This window comes from Mycolicibacter heraklionensis (assembly GCF_001021505.1).
Classification (GTDB): Bacteria; Actinomycetota; Actinomycetes; order Mycobacteriales; family Mycobacteriaceae; genus Mycobacterium; species Mycobacterium heraklionense.
Genome location: NZ_LDPO01000012.1, coordinates 1 through 21,343, shown reverse-complemented (window position 1 = coordinate 21,343; position 21,343 = coordinate 1). Strand labels below are relative to the sequence as shown.

Genomic DNA, 21,343 nt, shown 5'->3' with positions numbered 1-21,343 from the left:
AGGCCGGTCCGGCAGCGGTGAACACACGAACCGCAGCACATGGGCACGCGACGACATCCGGGTCTCGGACCCGGCGGCCATGCAGCGCTCGATCGCGGGGACCGCGATCGGCAACTTCATGGAGTGGTACGACTTCGGCATCTACGGCTTCCTGGCCACCACGATCGCGCAGGTCTTCTACCCCAGCGACAGCTCCAGCGCGGCGGGCCTGATCGCCACGTTCGGAACCATGGCGGCGGCTTTCGCGGTCCGGCCGTTCGGCGGCATCATCTTCGGCGCGCTGGGCGACCGCATCGGCCGCAAACGGATCTTGATCATGACCGTCACGCTGATGGCCGTCGGCACCACGATCACCGGCCTGCTGCCGTCCTACGAGGACATCGGGATCTGGGCGCCGATCCTGCTCATCGTCACCCGCGTCATGCAGGGGTTCTCCACCGGCGGCGAGTACGTGGGCGCAATGACCCACATCAGCGAACACGCCCCTGACCGCAATCGCGGAGCGCTGGCCGGATTCCTGCCACTGGGCACGCTCGGCGGTTATGTGATGGGTGCGGCGGTGGTGACCGCCCTGAAGTCCCAACTGCCGGTTGCCGAGATGCTGCGGTGGGGCTGGCGAGTGCCGTTCCTGCTGGGTGTTCCGCTGGCCGTCGTCGCGTTGTACATGCGGTTGCGCATCGACGAGTCCCCGGTCTTTGAAGAGCTAGAACAGCTCAACGAAAACCGCGACACCGCCCGCGGCAACGGTTGGGGACAGTTCCAGCGGACGGTCACCCGGCAGCGCAGAGGCCTGCTGATCTGCATGGGACTGGTGCTGGCCGAGAACGTCACCAACTACATGCTCACCGGCTATCTGCCGACATATTTCAAGCAGGTCGGCCGGATCAGCGGCAGCCGCGGACTGACGATGATCGTGGTGGCGCTGCTGCTGATGCTGGTCGCGGTGGTGCCGCTGGCCAGACTCTCCGATCGCATCGGCCGCAAACCGATCCTGTGGACCGGCAGCGCCCTGCTGATCGTCGGCTCCGTGCCGGCGTTCCTGTTGATCGGCCAGGGCGGCAGCTATGCGCTGCGCCTGCTCGGAGTGTTGATGATCGGGGTGATGCTGCTGTGCTTCTACGCCACCACACCGTCAACGCTGCCCGCCCTGTTCCCCTCCACCGTCCGCTACTTCGCGGTGGCGATCGGTTTCAACATTTCGGTCTCGCTGTTCGGTGGCACCACTCCCCTGGTCGCCGAGACGCTGGTCTCCGGAACCGGCAACGTACTGGTGCCGGCCTACCTGCTGATGGGCGCCGGCGTCGTGGGGGCGATCACGGTGTGGTTCACCCCGGAGGTGGCCGGCAAACGGTTGCCGGGCTCGGGGCCGTCGGTGGCCACCGAGCAGGAGGCCGAGGCGATCGCCCAGGCCGGACTGCACGAATAGCCTCAACTCTGAACCGACGTGGGAACGGGCATGTGCAGGGCGAGTTGCGCTTCGCAGGTGACGTCGAGTTGAACAGTCCGGATCGGTTTGAGCGATCGCAGGTCGTCGGCCAACCGCCCCCGTCCGACCCGCAGGTCGAGATGGCGCGGGAAACGTGCGGTACCGGCCGAGAGCACGTTGGTCTGACTCAGGGTGGAGTGCCAGGCGCCGTGGATCGTGGTGTACGAGGTGAGTGTGGAGACCCGGTCGCCGGTCCGGTATCGGATCTGGGCGGGAGTGGCCACCGATAACGCCAGGTCCGTCTCGCCAGCCTCGTTGGCCACCCGGGCGGTGGCCTGGTGACCGTCGATGTCGACGTCAAGTTCGGTGACCCACTTGGGGAACCCATAACCGACATGACCTCGTACCTGCGCGATATCGGTGCTCACCGGCAGGGACAGCACGTAGCTGTGAAGGTGGTCGTTGCCGAGCCCGGCGAGCAGGTCTACGAACCCGAGCCGGCCATGCCGTGCGGGTCGCACCGCGATTGCGACGGCGGCTTCGGTGTAGAAGTCGATGTCGCACACGTCGTAGCGGAAAAACATCACCGAGATCAGCCCCAGGCCCGGCCCGATCTCTAACGGCGCCAATTCTTTTGGCAGCCGGCTACGGATGGCCCTGGTGCTGGCCAGCATGACCAGCCGGGCGGTGCGGATCCGGTAGTAGAAGTTCGGGGTGAGCGTCGGTCCGATCGGTGAGTCGACGCGAGTCTTGGGCAGCTGCCGGAAGAAATCGACACCGCTCACTCGCGGGTCGGCGGCGACGTCGTCGAGGTCGGTGTTCATCCGGTACCGGTCGTAGAGACCGCCTTTGGGGACCGCGACCAGATGCCCACCCAGGTCGACTTCGACGGTGTCCTGCCGGGTCGGTGACATGGCGGCTCCTCCTCATGGATAGGGACGGGTCGGCGTCAGACTAGGCCGCCAATGTAAGCACCGTCAACACTTGCGGGCAACGCCGATGTTGACGGCGCTTACTTCGCGCCCTATGCTGACGTAAGCACTGTTAACATTGCCCCGTCCGGAGAGTTCGATGCCCGCCACCATCTTCACGCCCCTGCGCCTGGCCAACGGCTCGGTCATCGAAAACCGCTTGGTCAAGGCCGCTATGGAAGAGAACATGGCGGTCGCGGGACAGCTGCCCGACGAGGCACTCTTCCGGCTGTACCGGCGGTGGAGCGAGGGCGGTGCGGGCCTGATCATCACCGGCAACGTGATGGTCCACGCCGAGGCGCTGACCGGACCGGCGGGCGTCGTGCTCGACGCGCAGGCACCGCTGGAGCCCTTCCGGCAGTGGGCGGCTGCGGCCCGCAGCGGCGGCTCGCGGGTGTGGATGCAGATCAACCACCCCGGCCGACAGGTGATGGCCAACATGCCCGGTGTCGCCTGGGGCCCCTCGGCTATCCGGGTCGACATCGGCCGCAACAGCAAGCGGCTGGCCCAGCCCGTCGAGATGACCGCGGAGCAGATCGAGGCGACCGTGGCACGTTTCGCCGAGACCGCCCGGCGCGCGCAACAGGCCGGGTTCGACGGCGTAGAGATCCATGCCGCGCACGGCTACCTGCTCTCGCAGTTCCTCTCGCCGCTGTCGAACCAGCGCACCGATCAGTGGGGCGGATCCTTGCCGAACCGGGCCAGGCTGCTGCTCGATATCGTTCGCGCGGTCAGGTCGTCGGTGTCTCCCGCGTTCACCGTGGCGGTCAAGCTGAACTCGGCCGACTTCCAGCGTGGTGGCTTCGACGCCGACGACGCCGCGACCGTGATCCAGCTGCTGGCGCCCCTCGGGGTCGACGTGGTCGAACTCTCCGGCGGCAGCTACGAAAGCCCCGCCATGACCGGTCAGGCCACCGACGAGCGGACTCGAGCCCGTGAGGCGTACTTCCTCACCCTCGCCGAGGAACTCGCCCAGTCCAGTCCGCTGCCGCTGATGCTGACCGGCGGCATCGTCCGCCGATCGGTGGCCGACGAAGTCCTCGCCGGCGGTATCGACCTGGTCGGCATGGGGACCGCGCTGGCCGTCGATCCCGATCTGCCGAACAAGTGGCGTGCCGGTGCCGACGCCGCGGTCGAACTCGAGCCGGTCACTGTCCAGGACAAAGCCGCCGCGTCGGCCATCAGCATGGCCCGTGTCCGTTATCAGCTGCGCCGGCTGGGCAAGGGCAAACAACCCCGGCCCAGGGTGCATCCGTTTGCCGCCTACGCGCAGGAGGCCGTCTTGCGGCGCCGTGCCCTGCGTCGTTACCACAGCTGGCTGCACGCCCGTGCCGCCTGACCGACTCCACCCGACGAAGAATGGAACATGAGCATCCCTGACCAAACTGACCGCCGCCCTTTCGATCTGGTGATCTTCGGCGCCACCGGCTTCACCGGCGGCCTCACCGCCGACTACCTCGCGGCCCATCTTCCGGCCGACGCCCGGTGGGCCCTGGCCGGGCGCAACCAGGCCAAGCTTGAAGCGGTGCGCGACCGGCTGGCTGCCATCAACCCGGCCACCGCCCAGCTGCCGCTCCTGCTTGCCGACACCGGCGATCCGGATTCGCTGCGCGCGGTGGCCGAATCGGCCCGGGTGGTGATCGCCACGGTCGGCCCGTACCTGGAGCATGGCGAGCCGCTGGTGGCGGCGTGCGCCGCGGCCGGCACCGACTACCTGGACCTCACCGGCGAGCCGGAGTTCATCGACCGGATGTATCTGAACCACCACGCCACGGCTCGGCAGACCGGTGCCCGGCTGGTGCACGCCTGCGGATTCGACTCCATCCCACACGATTTGGGCGCCTTCTTCACCGTCACGCACCTGCCCGACGGGGTACCGCTGCGGGTGCGGGGCGTGGTGCGCGCCGACATGATGATCTCCGGCGGCACTTTGCACTCCGCGCTGGCACAGATGTCGCGGCTGCGACAGATGCGCCAGGTCGAAGTGGCACGCAAGAAGGCCGAGCCGCGCACCGATGGCCGCCGGACGCGGGCCCGTGTCGGAGTTCCGCGCCGCGATGCCGAACTCGGCGTGTGGCTGCTGCCCCTGCCCACGGTCGATCCCCAGATCGTGCAGCGATCCGCAGCGGCTCGCGCCGACTACGGCCCCGACTTCACCTACACCCACTACGCGGGACTCCAGCGGGCCACCACGCTGGCCGCTGCCCTCGCGGGCGTCGGCGCGTTCGTCGCCGCCGCGCAGGTGCCGCGGCTGCGTCGGGTGCTCGGCAAGCGAATCCCGCAGGGTGAGGGCCCGTCGGAGTCGCGAAGGGCCAGTTCATGGTTCACCGTCGATTTCATCGGCGAGGGCGGCGGGAAGCAGGTGCACACTCAGGTGCGCGGCGGTGATCCGGGCTACGGCGAGACCGCGAAAATGCTTGCGGAGTCGGCCATGTGCCTGGCGTTCGACGCCAACCCGCAGGCTTCCGGCCAGCTCACCACCGTCGCCGCGATGGGTGAGAACCTTCTGCGCCGGCTGACCGAGGCCGGCATCTCATTTCGTGTCGTCGAGGAGAAGCGATGAACACCACCCCGAGCCCGTTCGTACCCCCCGACGCCGGCGAGGCACTCGCGGGATTGAACATGCCGCTCGCCGAGGCCATGCGCTCCCAGCGCGCGATCCGCCGGCTGCACTTCGACCCCGTCGACGCCGACGTGCTGCGCGAGGTGCTTGCGCTGGCACTCAAGGCCCCCACCAGTTCGAACAGCCAGGACTGGGCATTCGTCGTCGTCAACGACGCCGAGCAGAAGCGTCGGCTGGTGCGCAGCTACCAACGAATGTTCAAGCCGTTCGGGTGGTTTGCCATGCGGGCTGCCCCCGATGAACCGACGCGACGCCAGTTAAGGGTGTCCGAATGGCAGCGTGAGCACTACCACGAACTGCCGACCCTGGTCGTCGCGTGCTATCGGCGCAACTTGCGGCATCGGCCGGTGGGGTGGCCGCAGATCAGGGTCTCGTCGTTCTATGGGTCGGTCTATCCCGCAGTGCAGAACCTGCTCCTGGCGAGCCGGGCGGTGGGGCTGGGCGCCTCACTGCAGACACTGCCGGTGTGGTCGGTTCGCAGCACGCGCCGCGTGCTGGAGCTGCCTCCCGAGATGGTGCCGGTGTGCATCATCCCGATCGGTTGGGCCCGTGGGCGGTACGGCCCGACCCAGCGTCCGCCGATCGACGAAGTGGTGCATGTCGACCGGTTCGGCAACCAGCCGTGGCGATCAGCCCAGGCCGACGAGGTCGGTGGAGATAGCCCATAGCCCGTCGATGAGCTTCGGGTCGTGGGCCTGGCGGTTCTCGCGGCCGCGGGCTCGGTGGCGGTCGAAGTAGACGCCGTTGATCTCCGGGTCGGCGCCGCGGTTGGCCAGCTCGATCAGGGGTGCGGCCCCTTGGGCCGGGGTGATGGCCGCGAGGCGGCGCAGCGGGGTGCGGTAAAGCAGGCCGACGAACCATGAGTCCCTGCCGAAGCTGGTCGCGACCGGACCGGGATGCACCGCGGCCGAGACGATCCCCTCCGAAACCCAGCGCTCGGCAATACCGCGGGTGAACAGGATGTTCATCAGTTTGCTGGTGCCGTAGGCACGCGTCTCGAACGCGCGCCGACGCCGATAGTCCAGGTCATCGAGGTCAACGTGTCCGAACAGGTTGCCGACGCTCGAGGTGTTCAGCACCAGCGCGCCGTTGGCTGCGGCCAGCCGGTCGCGCAGCAGGTTGGTCAGCAAGAAGGGCGCGAGGTGATTGATCTGGAAGTTGGGTTCGTGACCGTCGGCGGTGCGCACCCGCGGCGCGAACGTTCCGCCCGCATTGTTCAGCAGGACGTCGATGCGGCCGGCCTGCTCACGGATCTGTTGCGCCAGGGAGCGGACCTGATCCAGATGGGCGAAATCGGCGGTCAGCGCGGTGGCACCGGTGTCGGCGGCGACGGGCGCCAACTTCTGGGCCGACCGCCCGACGACAACGAGGTTGACCTCCGGCCCGGCCAAGGCACGCGCCGCCACGGCGCCGATGCCGTCACTGGCGCCGGTGATCACGATCGTCCGGGGTGCATTCACGGGCAGGGTCTCCTTCGCTTCGCGGCCGTCGAGCACGCTGTCGAGCACCGATGTTAGCGGCGCTTACCCGCGCATGCTGCTAACATTATGAGCTCATGTAAGCGGCGTCAACACGGGGTAGCCACAGATGTCAGCGTCCACCAAGACCTACCACCACGGCGACCTGCCCGGAAGCCTGCTACGCGCGGCTATGGATCTCCTTGAGGAAAACGGCGCCACGGAGTTGTCGCTGCGTGCCGCTGCCCGACGCGCCGGTGTCTCGACCGCGGCGCCCTACCGCCACTTCGCCGACCGAAACGCCCTGCTGTCAGCGATCGCCGCGGTGGGCTATCGCGAACTGGCCACCGATCTGGTCGCGGCGCATCCGGCGCCGAAGACGGCGGACGACCTCGCCGCGATCGCCGTCGCCTACGTCCAGTTCGCGCTGAGCCGGCCCGGGCTCTTCCGGGTGATGTTCACCGAGCAGTGCGACCCGAGTAACGCCGAGCGGGTGGATGCGGTCACCGCGATCCAGGAATATCTGAACTCGATTGTGCAGCAGGTGTTTCCATCGGCCGATCCGGAAGCCATGGCCACCGCCGTGTGGGGACTGGTGCACGGCCTGGCCTTCTTGCACCTCGACGGCAAACTCGACACCTCGTCCGCGCAGGTCGTCGCCGATCACGTGCGCGCGGCCGTGCGCGCCGCAGCCGGTCAGATCGGCTAGACCGGCCGTCGTCGCGGGGTCAGCGCTGCACCGTCCCGTCACGGCGGGCCATCTCGGCCAGCATCGCGTTGTAGGCGGCCAGGTCGGCGTCGTCGTCCCGGTCGGCGGCGCGGTCGAGTCGCTTTGCGGTGCGCCGGTCACTGCGATGCCACTGCACCAGTAGCGCAATCATCACCATCAGCAGCGGCAATTCGCCTGCCGACCAGGTGATGCCGCCGCCCAGGTGCTGGTCTCCGGCCAAGTCGGTGTGCCAGGGCAAGCCCAGCGCACCGTAGAACCACTCCCCGAGCACCTTGTGCATGCCCATCAGGAAGACCCCGAAGAAGCCGTGCAGCGGCAGCGAGGCGAACACCACCGCCAGCTTGGCCAGCGGTGAGACGGGCCGGGGGGTGGGGTCCACGCCGATCACGACCCAATAGAAGAGGTAGCCGCTGAGGATGAAGTGGATGTTCATCGCCAGGTGGCCGGCATGGCTGCCGGCGATCGAGTCGAACAGGCTGCTGAAGTAGAGCCCGTAAAAGCCGACGACGAAGATCACCGCCGCGATGATCGGATTGGTGAGGAACCGGGAGACCCGGCTGTGCAGCGCGGCCAGCAACCACTCCCGCATCCCTGGCGGCTCACCGCGACCGGCGACCGGCAGCGCCCGCAGCGCCAGCGTGGTCGGTCCGCCCAGCACGAGCAGGATCGGCACCAGCATCGACAGCAGCATGTGCACGGCCATGTGCATGCTGAACATCGCCGGCATGTAGCGGCCGGTGCCCGACGAGGTGGCGAACAGCAGGGTCGCACAGCCCAGCAGCCAGGCGGTCGTGCGGCCCGCGGGCCAGGCGTCGCCGCGGCGTCGCAGCCGCAGCACCCCGGCCAGATACACGCCGGCCAGGACTATCGCGGCGGTGCCGAAGACGACGTCGAATCGCCAGTCGAACAGGATCCGCGCCACGGTCGGCGGGCCGGCCAAGTCGTAGCCGATCTTGACCATCGGGACCGACGGGTTGAGCACCGCCGGCGGGGGTGGCGGGGTGCGCCCCAACCCCACCGCGACACCGAAGGTGAGCGCGAAGACAACGGCCTCCGTCAGCGCCAGCCGGATCAGCGGGGCGCGCTTATTGGGATCTTTCTGCAGCGCCGCCACTCCACGGCGCCGCTGCCCCACACCGAGGGCGCCGAGCACACACAGGGCGACGAACTTGACCACCACCAGCCGGCCGTACGGGCTGGTCAGCAGCTCGGCGGGGGTCAGCCGCACCAGCGCGTTGAGCACCCCCGACAGGCCCATCGCCACGAAGCACCACAACGCCACGGTGGAGAATCGCCGGGCTGCCAGGTCGGCGTGTTCCCCGCCGCGCAGCGCGTGCACCAGCAGCGCGAGCAGTCCGCCGGCCCACAGGCCCGCGGCGACCAGGTGGATGAGCAGGCTGTTGGTGGCCAGGTCGTGTGACCCTCCGGCGGCAGAGTGCCCGGTCAACCCCAACGGGATCAGGGTCAGCAGCGAACCGGCCAGCAGCACCGGTGTCCAGGACCAGCGCAGCACGGGCAGACTCGCCAGGGTCACCACCGCAGCCAGCAGCGCGGTCCACCGCCAGGCCGACGCGGTGTCGACCAGCCCGGCAAACGACCAGGCCGTCGCCGGGTCGAGGAACTCGGACAGCGGGTGGCCGGAGACATCCGAGATCGTCAGCGGAACCAGCAGCGCGGCGCACACCGCCCACGTTCCCGACGCCGCGGTGCCCAAGCGCAGCGCGCGGTAGCCGGCGGCGTCGAGTACCCCGCTTTGCTGCGGCGGCACCAGGAAAGCCGCGAGCAGAAACGATCCCACCGCCAGCACCGCCGCCATTTCGCCGGCCGCCCGCACGAACGGCAGCCCCAGCGTGGTCACCGGACCCGGGTCGGGCAGACCGGTCGCGGTCAGGGCATCGGCCAACGACAGCGCCCCGATCCCGGCGGCGGTACACCCGGCCAGGATCGCCAGCCCGGCAAGCATCGGCACCAAGATCGCCGCGCGGCTGCGGGTCGCCGAAATCGCCGTCATGGCTCCCAGGGTATGGTGCGCGCCCGCCGCGCCGCATACCAGGCGGGCGACGGTCCGGCCCGTCCTGCTACCTGCCTATCCCCCGCCAATGCCGCCGCACCTCCATGTCCCGGGCGGCGAACGCCTCCCGGGCGATGCGGGCGATGTGGTCGGAGTCCTGCAGGATCCGGCGCAATTCAGCCCGGAACGCTTTGCGTCGCCCCGTCAGATCCGGCGCGGGTTCCAGCAGACCCTGGTCGGCGACCACCTGACATGCGGTCGCGAACAGCAGGGTGGACACCGACTCACTGCTGCGGACACGGCCCTGCGCCACGTACTGGCGGCCGACCCCCAGTGCCAACTGGGTCAGTTCGTTCTCGCCGATGTCGGCCGGTGCGTCGCAGAGCACGTCGGCGACGATCGCGTAGGACTCGAAGAACACCCGCAGCATGACGTCGGAGGTCACCGGCGTCTTCTCCGACAGGATGCCGTCGCTCTCGGCGCCACCCGCGGCGACCCGCGCCTCCCAATTGTCGAACCAGGACATCTCCTCGGCGATGTTGTCGCGGAACGACGCCGAGTCGGCGAAGTAGAAGTCGAACTTGAGCAGGTCCCGCAGCCGCATCGCCTGCGTCCAGAACGCGTCCAGCCGGTCGCCTTCACCGCGGCCGGCGTGCGCCAGGGCCAGCTCGACGATCGAGGTCTCCAGGAAGGCGTGGATCACCGAGTTGCGGTAGAACGACGCGGCGTGTTCGTCCTCGGGGGCGATCCGCCACACCGACTCTCGCCCGCCGTCGACGCGGGTGACCGGATGCCCGTTGGACAGCGCATCCACGGCCGCGCGTACCCCGTCGCGGCTGCGCAGCCGCAACGCGCTGGTGGAGATCGGGGTCTGCTTGCGTTCCAGGTAATCGAGCCCGGCCTGCAGCGAATGGTGGATCTGGTCGAGCGTCAACGCCAGCCCGTGCGTGGTCAGCAGCAGCGCCGACACCAGACCGGTCGCGCTGATCGGGGTGACGCGTTGGATCCGCCAGGCCACCTCGATGGCCATCTTCTGCATGGCCAGCCGCTTGGCGTCCGGGTCGGTCGCCGTCGGGCTGTCGGGGGCGCCGAGGTACTGGCGCATCGACACGGCCTCGGGGAAACGCACGTAGATCTTGCCGTAGTTGCGTTCGCCCTGGGCCTTGATGAACCGGTAGAGCCAGCGGATGCCCTCGGGGGTCTTCTCCCCGCCCCGGGCGTAGGCGGCATACTCGTCGGTCTCGTGCAGCTGGTCGAAGCTGATCGAAACACCCTGCAGGAGAACATCTTCAGTGCGGTTGTCCAGGTAGGCATCGGCGACGTAGGTCATCAGCCCGAGCTTGGGCGGCAGCATCTTGCCGGTGCGCGACCGAGTTCCCTCGATGGACCAGCTCAGGTTGAACCGCTTCTCCATCACATAGCCGACGTACTCCTTGAGCACGTATTTGTAGAGCGGGTTGTTGCCGATGCTGCGGCGGATGAAGATGACGCCGGAGCGTCGCAGCAGCGGCCCCATCAATCCGAACGAGAGGTTGATGCCGGCGAAGACGTGGACCGGCGGCAGCCGGTTCTCCTGCATCGCCACCGGCATGACCGCCCCGTCGATGTAGGACCGGTGGGAGAACAGCAGCACCGCGGGGTGGTTCTCCAGGGCGGTGCGCAGCGCGGCGACCTGATACTCGTCGTAGTCGATCTCGGGGTCGAAGCCGCGGCTGAGCATCCGGGTCAAGACGGCGACCATGTCGACCGACACCCGGCTCCAGCCGGTGGACAGCTCATCGAGCATCTTGCCGGCCTCGTCGACCGTGGCGCCCGGAATGGCTTGCAGTCCCTCACGGAATCGGGTGGACGCCAAGATCTCCGGTTTCACCAGGCGCGGCGACTTGTACTGCGGGCCCAGGATCCGGTTCTCCGCGCGCTCCAGCGCCAGCACCGCGCGGCGAGTGACGAAATGCGCGAAGTCCCGCGGATTTTCACCGACGGTGTTCTCACTCCACTGGCTGCGCAGGTCGGCGACGCTGGCCGGCTCTCCGACCACCACACGGGCCAGCGACGACTCGGTGCGCAGGATCTGGCGTTGTTGGCGTTCACTGGGCCGGTAGGGATTGCGGCCCGGCAGCAACGCGATCACCCGCTTCAGGGCGGACGCTTCGGCACGGGGCATCCAGAACACGCGCACCGGCAGGATCGACCGCCGCTCGTCGCGTTCCAGGTGCCCGACCAATCGAGCCATCGCCCCGGGCGACCGCTGGGACGGGTCCAGCTGCAGCAGCTCGATACGGGCGTCGGTCCGGCCGTCGCGGTAGCGCTCCAGCCACTCGTGAACGAGGTCGGCCTCCACCGGCGACGACACATAGGCCAGGACCAGCGTGTCAGCGGTTGCGGTGGATCCCGAGGGGTCGGCGGCCGATGATGTCGTCACTGCTCCCCCTTCGGGGCCGGTGGCTTCTTGGCCGGAGCCTTCTTGGCCGGGGCCTTCTTGGCGGCAGCCTTCTTGGCCGGGGCTTTTTTGGCGGGCGCCTTCTTGGCCGGCGCGGGCGGCTTGGGCGACCAGGCCGGCAACTCGTCGACCGGCCAATCGGCCAGGGTGTCCAGGTACAGCTGGCGGACCTGTTCGATCCGCTCGGGCAGGGTCTCGAGCGTCCAGTCCTCGACCGAGATCGCCGGGAACACCGCGACGTCGACGGTGCCGGGGTGGGCGCTCATCGAGTCCCGGGCGGCGACCACCTCGGCGTTGCGGATGATCACCGGCACGATCGGGATCCCGGCCGCCATCGCGAGCCGGAACGGCCCCTTCTTGAACGGGCCGACCCCGGTGGTGTCCACCCGGGTCCCTTCAGGCGCGATCACCACCGACAGACCCCGCTTGGCGCGTTCCTCGACCTGTTGCAGGGACTCCACGGCCGCGGCCGCGTCGTCGCGGTCGATGAACACCATCTCGGTCAGCTTGCCCAGCGGGCCGGCGATCGGATCCCTCTCCAGCTCCCGCTTGCCGACGCTGATCCAGTTGTCGCGGACCAGTGACGCGGTGATGACCGGATCGACCTGGTTGCGGTGGTTGAAGATGAACACCGCCGGCCGGGTAGCGGTGAGGTTCTCTTTGCCGATCACGTTGAGCCGCACGCCATTGAGACCCAACAGCACCTGCGGGAACAACGCGGTGAAGAAGTTGACGCCCCGGCGCCGACTGCCTCTCAGCAGGCCCACCCCGATCGCCCCCGCGCCCACCGGGACGATCGAGCTGAGTCCGGCCAGGTTCCGCAGTTGGCCGACGACTCCGCTGCCACGGCTGCTGAACTGGAGCACCGGCCAGCCGCGCTTACGGGCCACCGAGGCCATCTTGCCCTCGGGGTTCGTCGGTCGCGGATTACCCACCAGATGCATCAGCGCGACGTCCTCGTCCCCGTCGGCGTAGAAGTAACTGTCCTGCAGGTCGATGTCGTGTTCGGCGGCGAACTTCTGCACCGCAGCGGCTTTGCCCGGACCCCACAGGATCGGTTCCACCACCTCGCCGGTGAGGACACCGTTCTCGTCGGTCACGAACGCGTTGGTGAGCGTGTTGGTGATGCCCAGAAAGCGGGCCACCGGTTCCACCTGAATGGTCAGCGCGGAAGAACTCAGCACCACGGTGTGCCCGCGTGCCTGGTGGGCCCGCACCACTTCACGCATCTCCGGGTAGATGCGTTTGGCGATCTTCTGGACGAAAAGGCGCTCGCCGATCTCATCGAGGTCACTGATCGAGCGGCCGCGCAGCGCCGACGACGCCGTGGTGATGAGCTCTTCGAACTCGATGCGGCCGAGTTGATGGTTGAGCCCGGCCTGGACCATGCCGAACAACTCCCCCAAGCCCATGTCGCGGCTGCGGAATCGCTCCCGGGTGAGGATGACGGCGGTGAAGCCGGCCACCAGGGTGCCGTCGAGATCGAAGAACGCGCCGATCTTGGGGCCGGGCGGGCTGGCGGCGATCTCGGCCACCGAGCCGGGCAGCCGCATCTCGCGTGGCGGCCGAGACTTCGCGCCGTCGGTCATGACTCTCCGCCGGAGACGAATGAGGCCGCCACGCAGCGCGGCGCGGGATCGCCGGCGAGCGCCAGCACTTCGTCGAAGCCCTCCACCAGACATGTGGCGAACAGCTTCTCGTCGCGCACGGCTGCGCGGTCATAGCGGACCGTGATGGTGCACTCACCGCCACGGGAGATCAGCACCACCATCATCGCGATACCCGGCAACGGACCGAGCCCGTAGTGCCGCAGCACCTTCGCGCCCGCGATATAGGTTTCGCCGGGATAGAACGCCACGTTGCTGGCCTGCACGTCGGCGCTGACCACCGATTCGGTCATCTTCTCCAGAACCGGCGACGGGAAGACGCTCAGCAGCGGTGCGATGGAGCCGAGCACGTCCATCGCAGGTTCATCACGGCGCTGGGTCATCTGCGCCCGGATCCGCTTGATCCGCTCCACCGGGTCGGCGACCCCGATCGGGGCGGCCAGGTTCACCCCGGTGAACCGGTTGCCCCCGGCGGGATCGGCTTCGGCGCGCAGGTTCACCGGGATCGCCATCGGCAGGGTGGCGATCGGCACCCCCAACGCCCGGTGGTAGCGCCCCAGCGCACCCGACAGGGCAGCCAGGTACGCGTCGTTGATGGACCCGCCGCCGGCCTTGGCGGCCCGATGCAGGTCCGCCAGCCGGATGTCGATCGCCTCGGTCCGGCTGGTCAGGCTGCGCCGGCGCAGCAGCGGCGAGGGTTCGGCGGCCTGGCTCATCACTCGCACGCCCGACCGGGCGTAGGTGATGGCGCCGGTGACCGCCGACAACGGGTCACGCACGGTGCGGGTCGCCATCGACAGCGCTCCCAACAGCACGTCGCGGGTGCTGCCGAGCACCGCGGCCGGTAGATGGTTGATGCCGTCACGCATCAGGTCGTTGGCCGACAGGTCCTGAGGCACCGGTTGCGGCGGCATCGGCCGGGCCGGCGGATCGCGTTCCAAGTCGTAGATCCGGCCGAACATCGCGGCGCCCCCGACACCGTCGGTGACTGCATGACTGAGGTGCATCAAGGTGGCGGCGCGCCCCTCGGCCAGCCCTTCCACCAGCGTCGCCGACCACAGCGGGCGCTGAATGTCCATCGGTGACTGCAGGGCCACCTCGGCCAGATCGAGCACCTCGCGCAAACCCCCGGGCGCGGGGACCCGGACCCGCCGAACATGAAAGTCGAGGTTGAAGTCGGGATCCACCACCCAGCGCGGCGCAGCCGTCGGCAGCGTGGGCACCACTACCTTCTGGCGCAGCCGCAGCACCTTCCGCGAGACGTTCTCGAACAGGCTCCGGAAGCGGTCCCAGTCCGGGGTGGTGTCGAGCAGCTCCAGACCCATGATCCCCGAGCGGGTACGGGGATTGGCCTCCCCGCGGTGCAACAGGTAGTCGAGAGCACCGAGTTCGGTGGGCAGGCCGGCGGCGTCGACGCGGTCACCCACGCCGAGCTCCAGACTGCGGCTTCCGGCCCTGGCCTGCCCGGCCCACCGACGCAGCCACCACGCGCCCCTTCTGTTTCACAGTCTTCACGAGCACCATTCAACGCTAAAGCATGTCGAACAACTGTGGTGGTTGTTCGGCACCGCCCTTCTCGGGCGTTCCTTGGCTCATGCCGCTGGTGCGGTGTGAACGTCGGTTCCCGCTTCGTCCAGGCTGGTTTCACCGGCACTCGTGGGGTGCTGGCCAGAGCCGTCCTGTCGGCGGGCGTTGGTGGCCCGGCCTCCTGCTTGGGGTCCGGGGTTCGTGGATGGTCGTGGTGGGATTGGCCCCAGCGCGCCAGGTTGATTGCCGCATTTAGGTCACGATCGAGACGGTGACCGTTTGGGCAGCTAAACACCCGATCAGCCAGACTCAGATCGCGGCGACGTTCCCCGCATGTCGAGCACAGCTGGCTGGACGGGTACCAGCGGTCGGCGACCGCGATCTGCCCGGATCGCCATGCCTGTTTGTAGTGCAGTTGGCGGGCGAACTCAGCCCAGCTCGCGTCAGCGATAGCGCGGGCGAGTCGGCGATTGGCCAGCATCCCCGCGGTGTTCAGATCTTCGATGACGAGCCGGTCGTGGGTCTTGATCAGCTGGTTGGAGATCCGGTGGAGGAAATGCTTGCGAATGTTCGCAGTGCGGTGGTGATGCCTGGCCAGCTTGCGGGCAGCGTCGCGGCGGTTATGTGATCCTTTCTGTTTGCGGGACAACGATTTCGCTATCCGGCGCTGGCGGGCCATACGGGTGGCCAGTGGTTTGGGCGCGTCGGTGATGCGGACGACCTCGACCCCGTCGCCGGTGGCGGCGACTGCGAACGCCGACAGGCCCCGATCAACCCCGACCCAGCCAGTGGCATCACTTGCGAGGCGCGACTGGTGCTGCATCGCTGGGTGCAAATCGGCGGCTTCGACGTTCAACGCGACCCACCACCGGCCAGCGTACTGGGATACGGTAGCGAACAGGATCTTTGCGCGGCCCGCAGCGAGCATGCGCCGCAGCCGGCGGGTGTCGTCGTACACAGCGATCTGGCCGATACCGGGCAGCGTGACCGAACGCGGCCGGTTGTTGTCTCCGACGCGGATCGCCGCGGTCTTGCCTTTGGGGTGGTTGTTGCGCAGCCGAAACGACGGAGTCGACGCGGTCTTTTTCTTGAACCGGGGAAACCCGACACGCTTGCCGCGGCGTTTCCCAGCACGAGAGTCCGACCAGGCCCGCAACCCTTTGCCGCAGTCGACGGCGGCTTCCTCGAACACCTGCTGACACACCTCGCCCCGCCACGCCAGCCCCGTGACGATCAGCTCGGTCATCCCGGTGGCAGCGCCGGCGAACACCCGCCCGGCGGCTTCGGTCTTCTTCCAGCTGTTGAAGGCGTTGATCAAGTCGAAACCGGTCCACGGCACCTTGATGCCAGGATCGGCACGCCGGTCACTTAGCGCGGACTTGACCAGCCGCAGGCACTGGTTGAACCCGAACCGGGCCGCACCCGCATGCCGCGCCAAGACCACGGACTGCTCGGCGGCGGGGTCGAGGCAAAACTTGAACGTCGTATGTCGGCTCATCAACAGTGAGCATGGCATTGGCCCCCGACAAGACGTTGACATGGCGGAACGTAGCGGGCCGCGTGATCGACCCGGCGGCACACCACGCCGCCGGCGGTATGACTCCGATCCGTCCGATACCGCCCGCGCGCATCAACCGGTTCGTCGTACCCTCAGCGGCCAGGATGACGAAGGCTTCCTCTACCTCAGCCAAATCGCCCTACTCCTACGGCGACTCGACCGCAGCCAGTTGTTCGACACGCCTTAGGTGTTCGCATCCGGCGACGGATGCCGATCGTCCGGATCGGGAGCCCGGTCGGCAGAACGAGTAAGTCTGCTGCGGGGTAAATCGGAAACAGCCGCTGCGGCTTTGCTCGGTCGGAGCGGATCCACCTCTACCAGCGGATAAACTGGACCTGTATTGCCTCCGTAGCTCAGGTGGATAGAGCACATGACTTCTAATCTTGTGGTCGCAGGTTCGAGTCCTGCCGGGGGCGCCAGTTGGCGCGTCAGGGCGCGTCAGTCGGGCGCGTCAGTCGGTGGCAAAGCGCCGGCCGTCCGTATCGCATGACAGTGTGTAGCGGAACGACAAAGAGACCGGGTAAATCGGGAAAGGCAGGCCAATGAGCCACGAGCGGACGCTCATCTACTACACCCTCTTCATGATCGCGCTGGTAGCGGTGACCGCCGTGGTCGTCGCCTTCATCGCCTGACCGGTCCCGGCCGCAAGAGCGTCGGAAGCAATGACACGCCCCGATCTCGTCTTATACAACGTCACTGACCGCGTAGCGCTGATCACCGTCAACGATCCGGACCGGCGCAACGCCGTCACCGGCGCCATGTCGGCGCAGCTGCGGGCTGCCGTGGAGCGGGCCGAATCCGACCCCGGTGTGCACGCGGTGGTGGTCACCGGCGCGGGCCGGGCGTTCTGCGCCGGTGCCGACCTGTCGGCGCTCGGTGTCGCCACCGAGGACGGGCTGTTGGCGCTGTACGACGGTTTCATGGCGGTCGCACAGTGCACGTTGCCCACGATCGCCGCGGTCAACGGTGCCGCGGTGGGTGCGGGCCTGAACCTGGCCCTGGCCGCCGACGTGCGGATCGCCGGTCCGGCGGCGCTGTTCGATGCCCGGTTCCAACAGCTGGGTCTGCATCCCGGCGGCGGCGCCACCTGGATGCTGCACCGGGCGGTGGGGCCTCAGGTGGCCCGCGCCGCGCTGCTGTTCGGCATGCGGTTCGACGCCGACGCCGCGGTGCGGCACGGCTTGGCGCTGCAGATCGACGACGACCCCGTCGCCGCGGCGTTGACGCTGGCCGCCGGGCCGGCGTCGGCGCCTCGACCGGTGGTCTTGGCCACCAAGGCCACGATGCGGGCCACCGCCAGCCCCGGGTCTCTCGAGGGCGACCAACACGAGTTCGCCAAGCGGACCGAGCTGGGTCCGCAGGCGGCCACTGTCGAGTCACCGGACTTCGCCGCACGGCTGGCCGCAGCGCAGCGCAGATAGCGCAGCCCTGCTAGAGGTCCAACAGCGCGGTTTCCGGTTGCTCGATCAGATCGCGGAGCGCACACAGGAATTCGGCGACCTGCGCACCGTCGGCGACACGATGGTCGAACGCGCACGTCAGGGTCAGTTGCGGACGCACCTGGACAGTGTCGTCCACCGCCACCGGTCGCGGTTTCAGCGAACCGATCCCCAGAATGGCCGCCTCCGGGTAATTGATCACCGGCACCCCGTCGTCGAGGCCGAGCGCCCCGAAGTTGGAGACGGTGAACGTCGAACCCTGCAGCTCGGCCGGTTTGAGCGTGCCGGCCCGGGCCTCGGCGATCAGCCGGGCCACGGTATCGGCGAGCTCCCGGGTGGTCTTGCGGTGCGCGTCGAACACCACCGGAACCAGCAGGCCGCGGGGCGCGGCCACCCCGAAACCCAGATGCACCCCGTGATGGGTGCGGATGCGCGGGCCGTCCGGTGTTTCGACCCAGCTCGCGTTCAACACCGGGTAGCGGGTCAGCGCGATCACCAGCAGACGCAGGATCAGCACGAAAGGGGTGATCGTCGGACCGCCCGACTCGACGAGCCGATCCCGCAGCCGCAGCAGGTTGCTGCCGTCCACCTGCACGTGCGCGTGCGCGTCGGGAATCCTGCTGCGCGACAATGCCATCCGCTCGGCCATGGCCGCCTGCACCGGAGTGGGCGGACGAAGTTCATCGCCGGGAGCCGGCTCGCCGGCGGCTGCCCGCACGCCGTCGGCGGTGATCACGCCGCTCGGTCCGGGCGTCACGCTGCTCAAGTCGACGCCCAGCTCAGCGGCGAGCTTGCGGGCACCCGGCTTGGCCCTCGGCCGCCCGGGAACGGAGGTGCAAGTGCGGCGGCTGGTGTCGAAAGTGTCGTCGGCGCCGTAGCCGACCAGCACCGGCGCGCGCCCCGCGAGCGCATCGGGGCGCGCGCCCGCACCCGTGTCGATGCGGACCAGCGGTGCCCCGACCGCCAGCACGTCTCCCACCGCGCCGCCCAGCTCGACCACCCGGCCGGCATACGGGCTGGGGATCTCCACTTCGGCTTTGGCCGTCTCCACCGAGCACAGCGCCTGGTTGAGTTCGATCTGATCGCCGACCGCCACGTTCCAGCTGGTCACCGTCACCTCTTCGAGCCCCTCGCCGAGGTCGGGGACGGCGAAAGTCTGGACCGTGTCGGTACTCATGGCAGCTCCAGGACGCGCTGAACGCAGTCCAGCACCCGGTCGGGGCCCGGCAGCCACAGGCGTTCCAGCCGGGCCGGTGGATACGGGGTGTCGAATCCGCTGGCGCGCAACACCGGTGCCTCCAGCTCGTAGAACAGGTCCTCCTGGATGCGGGCGGCCAGTTCGGCGCCGTAGCCGAGGTTGCGGGGTCCTTCGTGCAGGACCACGCATCGCCCGGTGCGCCGCACCGACGCGGCGACGGTGTCGAAGTCGAGCGGGACCAGTGAGCGCAGGTCGACTACCTCCAGGCTCCAGCCGTGGTGTTGCTCGCCGATGTCGGCCGCGGACAGCGCAGTGGCCACCCCGCCGCCGTAGGTGAGCACCGTGACGTCGGTACCAGGCCGGCGTACGGCGGCGCATCCGATGCCCGGCGCCGGGTGTTCGGTGTCGACGAGTCCGCGGGCCCAGTACCGCCGCTTCGGCTCCAGGAACATCACCGGGTCGGGGGCGGCGATCGCGTGGCGCAGCAGCCAGTAGGCATCCGACGGGTCAGCAGGCACCACCACTTTCAGCCCGGCGGTGTGCGCCCAGTAGGTTTCGGTGGACTCCGAGTGATGTTCGGCCGCACCGATCCCACCGAACGACGGGATGCGCACGGTGACCGGCATCGGTACCGCGCCGCGGGTACGGGTCCGGTACTTGGCCAGGTGGCTGACCACCTGGTCCAGTGCCGGGTAGCTGAACCCGTCGAACTGGATCTCCGGCACCGGGACGAAGCCCCGAATCGCCAGTCCGATGGCGATGCCGATCACCGCCGATTCAGCCAGCGGAGTGTCGAAACAGCGTTGCTCTCCGAAGGTTTCGGCTAGGCCTTCGGTCACCCGGAACACCCCGCCCTGCACGCCGACGTCGGTGCCGAACACCAGGACCTTGGGCTCGGCTTCCATCGCGTCACGTAGGGCCCGGTTAAGGGCCTGCACCATGGTCAGCTCTTCGGTGCGCTTGCCGGCTCCGGTGGCCGGGGCCGGGGTCGCCGAGCGGGTGGGCGGTTCGAGGATCTGAGTCATCAACGCTCCCTGGCCAACTCGGCGCGGATCGCGGCGCGCTGCTGCTGCAGCTCCGGCGTGATGTCGGCGTAGACGGCGGTGAACACCTCGTCGATGTCGGCATCGGCGGCCCCCACGGTGGCCTCTCGCAGCTCGGTGCGCATGCGCTTGGCCCGAGCGTCGACCCGGTCCTGCAGCCGCTGCGTCCACACGCCGATATTGCGCAGGTAGGTGCGGTAGCGCGGGATCGGGTCCAGTGCTGCCCACTGGTCGAGTTCGGCGCTGCTGCGGTAACGCGTCGGATCATCGGACGTGGTGTGCGGGCCGAGCCGGTAGGTGACGGCCTCGATCAGGCTCGGGCCGCCACCATGCCGCGCCCGCTCGGCGGCCTCGGCCATCACCGCGTAACAGGCCAGCGGATCGTTGCCGTCCACCCGGATACCCGGCATGCCGTAACCGATCGCCTTGTGCGCCAGTGAGACAGCGGCGGTCTGCTTTTTCAGCGGCACCGAGATGGCCCACTGGTTGTTCTGCACGTAGAACACGCACGGGGCGGTGAACACCGCGGCGAAGTTCAGTGCCTCGTGGACGTCGCCCTCACTGGTGGCGCCGTCGCCGACGAAGGCGACGGTGACGGAGTCTTCGTCCAGGCGTTGCGCGGCCATCGCCGCGCCCACCGCGTGCAGCGCCTGGGTACCGATCGGAACCGAGATCGGCGCGCAGCATTTCGCGGTGAACTCCAGACCGCCGTTCCAGGTGCCCCGCCACGCGGCCGCGACGTGCCACGGCGGGATTCCCCGGGTGACGAAGACTCCCAGTTCGCGGTACTGCGGGAACAGCCAGTCGGTTTTGCGCAGGCACGCGGCGGCGCCGACTTGGGCTGCCTCCTGGCCGCGACACGATGCGTAGAGCGCCAGCTCGCCCTGGCGTTGCAGGTTGACCAGTTCGGTGTCGAGCTCGCGGGTGAGCACCATCTGCTCGTAGAGCCAGCTCAGAGTCTCTTCGGGAAGGTCGCGGTCGTAACGGTTCTCGGCGGTGGGCGCCCCGTCCGGCGCGATCAGCTGCACAGGTTCCAGGGCGACTTCGGGACCGGTAATGCCTGGTAGCTGGCCCATGTGAGCCTCCTTGTGACGCTGATCTCATTATGCCAGCGAACACCGAAGGCCCTGGTGATCCGGGGCGGCGTGGCTCTTCGTCGAGTGTGCGGTTTGGTGGTCAAATACGGCTCAGACTCAAGTGATCGCTGCAACACCTGACCAGGAAGGGGTCGGTGCTGCATGGGTCACGAAACGGGGTTTCGGGGTTCGGGTGTTCATCTAGACGTTGAGTCGGCTGGGGCTGTTCGGGCGACG

At 68.5% G+C, this 21,343-nt stretch carries 15 protein-coding genes, 1 tRNA gene and 1 pseudogene; 7 read left to right on the top strand and 10 right to left on the bottom strand.

What is annotated here, in order from left to right:
• Positions 1-79 precede the first annotated feature (79 nt).
• The gene (locus ABW16_RS14565) at positions 80-1,426 is read left to right on the top strand and encodes an MFS transporter (RefSeq protein ID WP_047320003.1); all 1,347 of its coding nucleotides are present in this window, start codon (positions 80-82) and stop codon (positions 1,424-1,426) included.
• Positions 1,427-1,428: 2 nt separating this feature from the next.
• On the opposite strand, the gene ABW16_RS14560 is transcribed toward ABW16_RS14565, so the two are convergent.
• Positions 1,429-2,340 (bottom strand): acetoacetate decarboxylase family protein, encoded by a 912-nt coding sequence (locus tag ABW16_RS14560; RefSeq protein WP_047319908.1) that lies wholly within the window; start codon positions 2,338-2,340, stop codon positions 1,429-1,431.
• 157 nt (positions 2,341-2,497) lie between these two features.
• On the opposite strand from ABW16_RS14560, the gene ABW16_RS14555 reads away from it, so the two are divergent.
• The 3 genes from ABW16_RS14555 to ABW16_RS14545 are packed head-to-tail and all read left to right on the top strand — an operon-like array spanning position 2,498 to position 5,688.
• Positions 2,498-3,736 carry an NADH:flavin oxidoreductase/NADH oxidase family protein gene (locus ABW16_RS14555; RefSeq protein ID WP_047319907.1) on the top strand — a complete coding sequence of 413 codons (1,239 nt, stop codon included), beginning with the start codon at positions 2,498-2,500 and terminating at the stop codon, positions 3,734-3,736.
• Between the two features lie 27 nt (positions 3,737-3,763).
• Positions 3,764-4,960, top strand: coding sequence for a saccharopine dehydrogenase family protein (locus tag ABW16_RS14550; protein WP_047319906.1), 1,197 nt, complete (start codon positions 3,764-3,766; stop codon positions 4,958-4,960).
• Positions 4,957-5,688: a nitroreductase family protein gene (locus tag ABW16_RS14545; protein ID WP_047319905.1), complete on the top strand. Its 732-nt coding sequence runs from the start codon at positions 4,957-4,959 to the stop codon at positions 5,686-5,688. The genes ABW16_RS14550 and ABW16_RS14545 overlap by 4 nt, the downstream gene beginning before the upstream one ends.
• Here the strand turns inward: ABW16_RS14545 and ABW16_RS14540 are convergent.
• Positions 5,650-6,480: an SDR family NAD(P)-dependent oxidoreductase gene (locus ABW16_RS14540; RefSeq protein ID WP_047320002.1), complete on the bottom strand. Its 831-nt coding sequence runs from the start codon at positions 6,478-6,480 to the stop codon at positions 5,650-5,652. The genes ABW16_RS14545 and ABW16_RS14540 overlap by 39 nt on opposite strands.
• 127 nt (positions 6,481-6,607) lie before the next feature.
• Between ABW16_RS14540 and ABW16_RS14535 the strand changes: the two genes are divergently transcribed.
• Positions 6,608-7,186 carry a TetR/AcrR family transcriptional regulator gene (locus ABW16_RS14535; RefSeq protein WP_047319904.1) on the top strand — a complete coding sequence of 193 codons (579 nt, stop codon included), beginning with the start codon at positions 6,608-6,610 and terminating at the stop codon, positions 7,184-7,186.
• A 19-nt stretch (positions 7,187-7,205) separates the two neighbouring features.
• On the opposite strand, the gene ABW16_RS14530 is transcribed toward ABW16_RS14535, so the two are convergent.
• The 5 genes and pseudogenes from ABW16_RS14530 to ABW16_RS26040 form a co-directional block, all read right to left on the bottom strand.
• Entirely contained in the window at positions 7,206-9,218 is a 2,013-nt protein-coding gene (locus ABW16_RS14530; RefSeq protein WP_047319903.1) for a cytochrome c oxidase assembly protein, read from the bottom strand.
• Between the two features lie 67 nt (positions 9,219-9,285).
• Positions 9,286-11,640: a glycerol-3-phosphate 1-O-acyltransferase gene (locus ABW16_RS14525; protein ID WP_047319902.1), complete on the bottom strand. Its 2,355-nt coding sequence runs from the start codon at positions 11,638-11,640 to the stop codon at positions 9,286-9,288.
• On the bottom strand, positions 11,637-13,247 hold the full coding sequence (locus ABW16_RS14520; RefSeq protein ID WP_047319901.1) for an HAD-IB family hydrolase/lysophospholipid acyltransferase family protein: 1,611 nt from the start codon (positions 13,245-13,247) through the stop codon (positions 11,637-11,639). The genes ABW16_RS14525 and ABW16_RS14520 overlap by 4 nt, the downstream gene beginning before the upstream one ends.
• A complete protein-coding gene (locus ABW16_RS14515) occupies positions 13,244-14,692 on the bottom strand; it encodes a wax ester/triacylglycerol synthase family O-acyltransferase (protein WP_047319900.1) in 1,449 nt (482 codons plus the stop codon). The genes ABW16_RS14520 and ABW16_RS14515 overlap by 4 nt, the downstream gene beginning before the upstream one ends.
• A gap of 338 nt (positions 14,693-15,030) precedes the next feature.
• Positions 15,031-16,290: pseudogene (locus ABW16_RS26040) on the bottom strand (RNA-guided endonuclease TnpB family protein); the annotation flags it as partial.
• 402 nt (positions 16,291-16,692) lie between these two features.
• Between ABW16_RS26040 and ABW16_RS14500 the strand changes: the two are divergent.
• Positions 16,693-16,769, top strand: a tRNA-Arg gene (locus tag ABW16_RS14500).
• A gap of 243 nt (positions 16,770-17,012) precedes the next feature.
• Entirely contained in the window at positions 17,013-17,771 is a 759-nt protein-coding gene (locus ABW16_RS14495) for an enoyl-CoA hydratase (RefSeq protein ID WP_047319898.1), read from the top strand.
• 10 nt (positions 17,772-17,781) lie between these two features.
• Here the strand turns inward: ABW16_RS14495 and ABW16_RS14490 are convergent, their stop codons facing one another.
• From ABW16_RS14490 to pdhA, 3 genes are read right to left on the bottom strand one after another with little or no spacing between them, the layout of a single operon-like run.
• Positions 17,782-18,966 carry a dihydrolipoamide acetyltransferase family protein gene (locus tag ABW16_RS14490; protein WP_047319897.1) on the bottom strand — a complete coding sequence of 395 codons (1,185 nt, stop codon included), beginning with the start codon at positions 18,964-18,966 and terminating at the stop codon, positions 17,782-17,784.
• Entirely contained in the window at positions 18,963-20,012 is a 1,050-nt protein-coding gene (locus ABW16_RS14485; RefSeq protein ID WP_047319896.1) for an alpha-ketoacid dehydrogenase subunit beta, read from the bottom strand. Before ABW16_RS14485 ends, ABW16_RS14490 begins: the two co-directional genes overlap by 4 nt.
• On the bottom strand, positions 20,012-21,106 hold the full coding sequence (gene pdhA, locus ABW16_RS14480; protein WP_047319895.1) for a pyruvate dehydrogenase (acetyl-transferring) E1 component subunit alpha: 1,095 nt from the start codon (positions 21,104-21,106) through the stop codon (positions 20,012-20,014). Before pdhA ends, ABW16_RS14485 begins: the two co-directional genes overlap by 1 nt.
• Positions 21,107-21,343 lie beyond the last annotated feature (237 nt).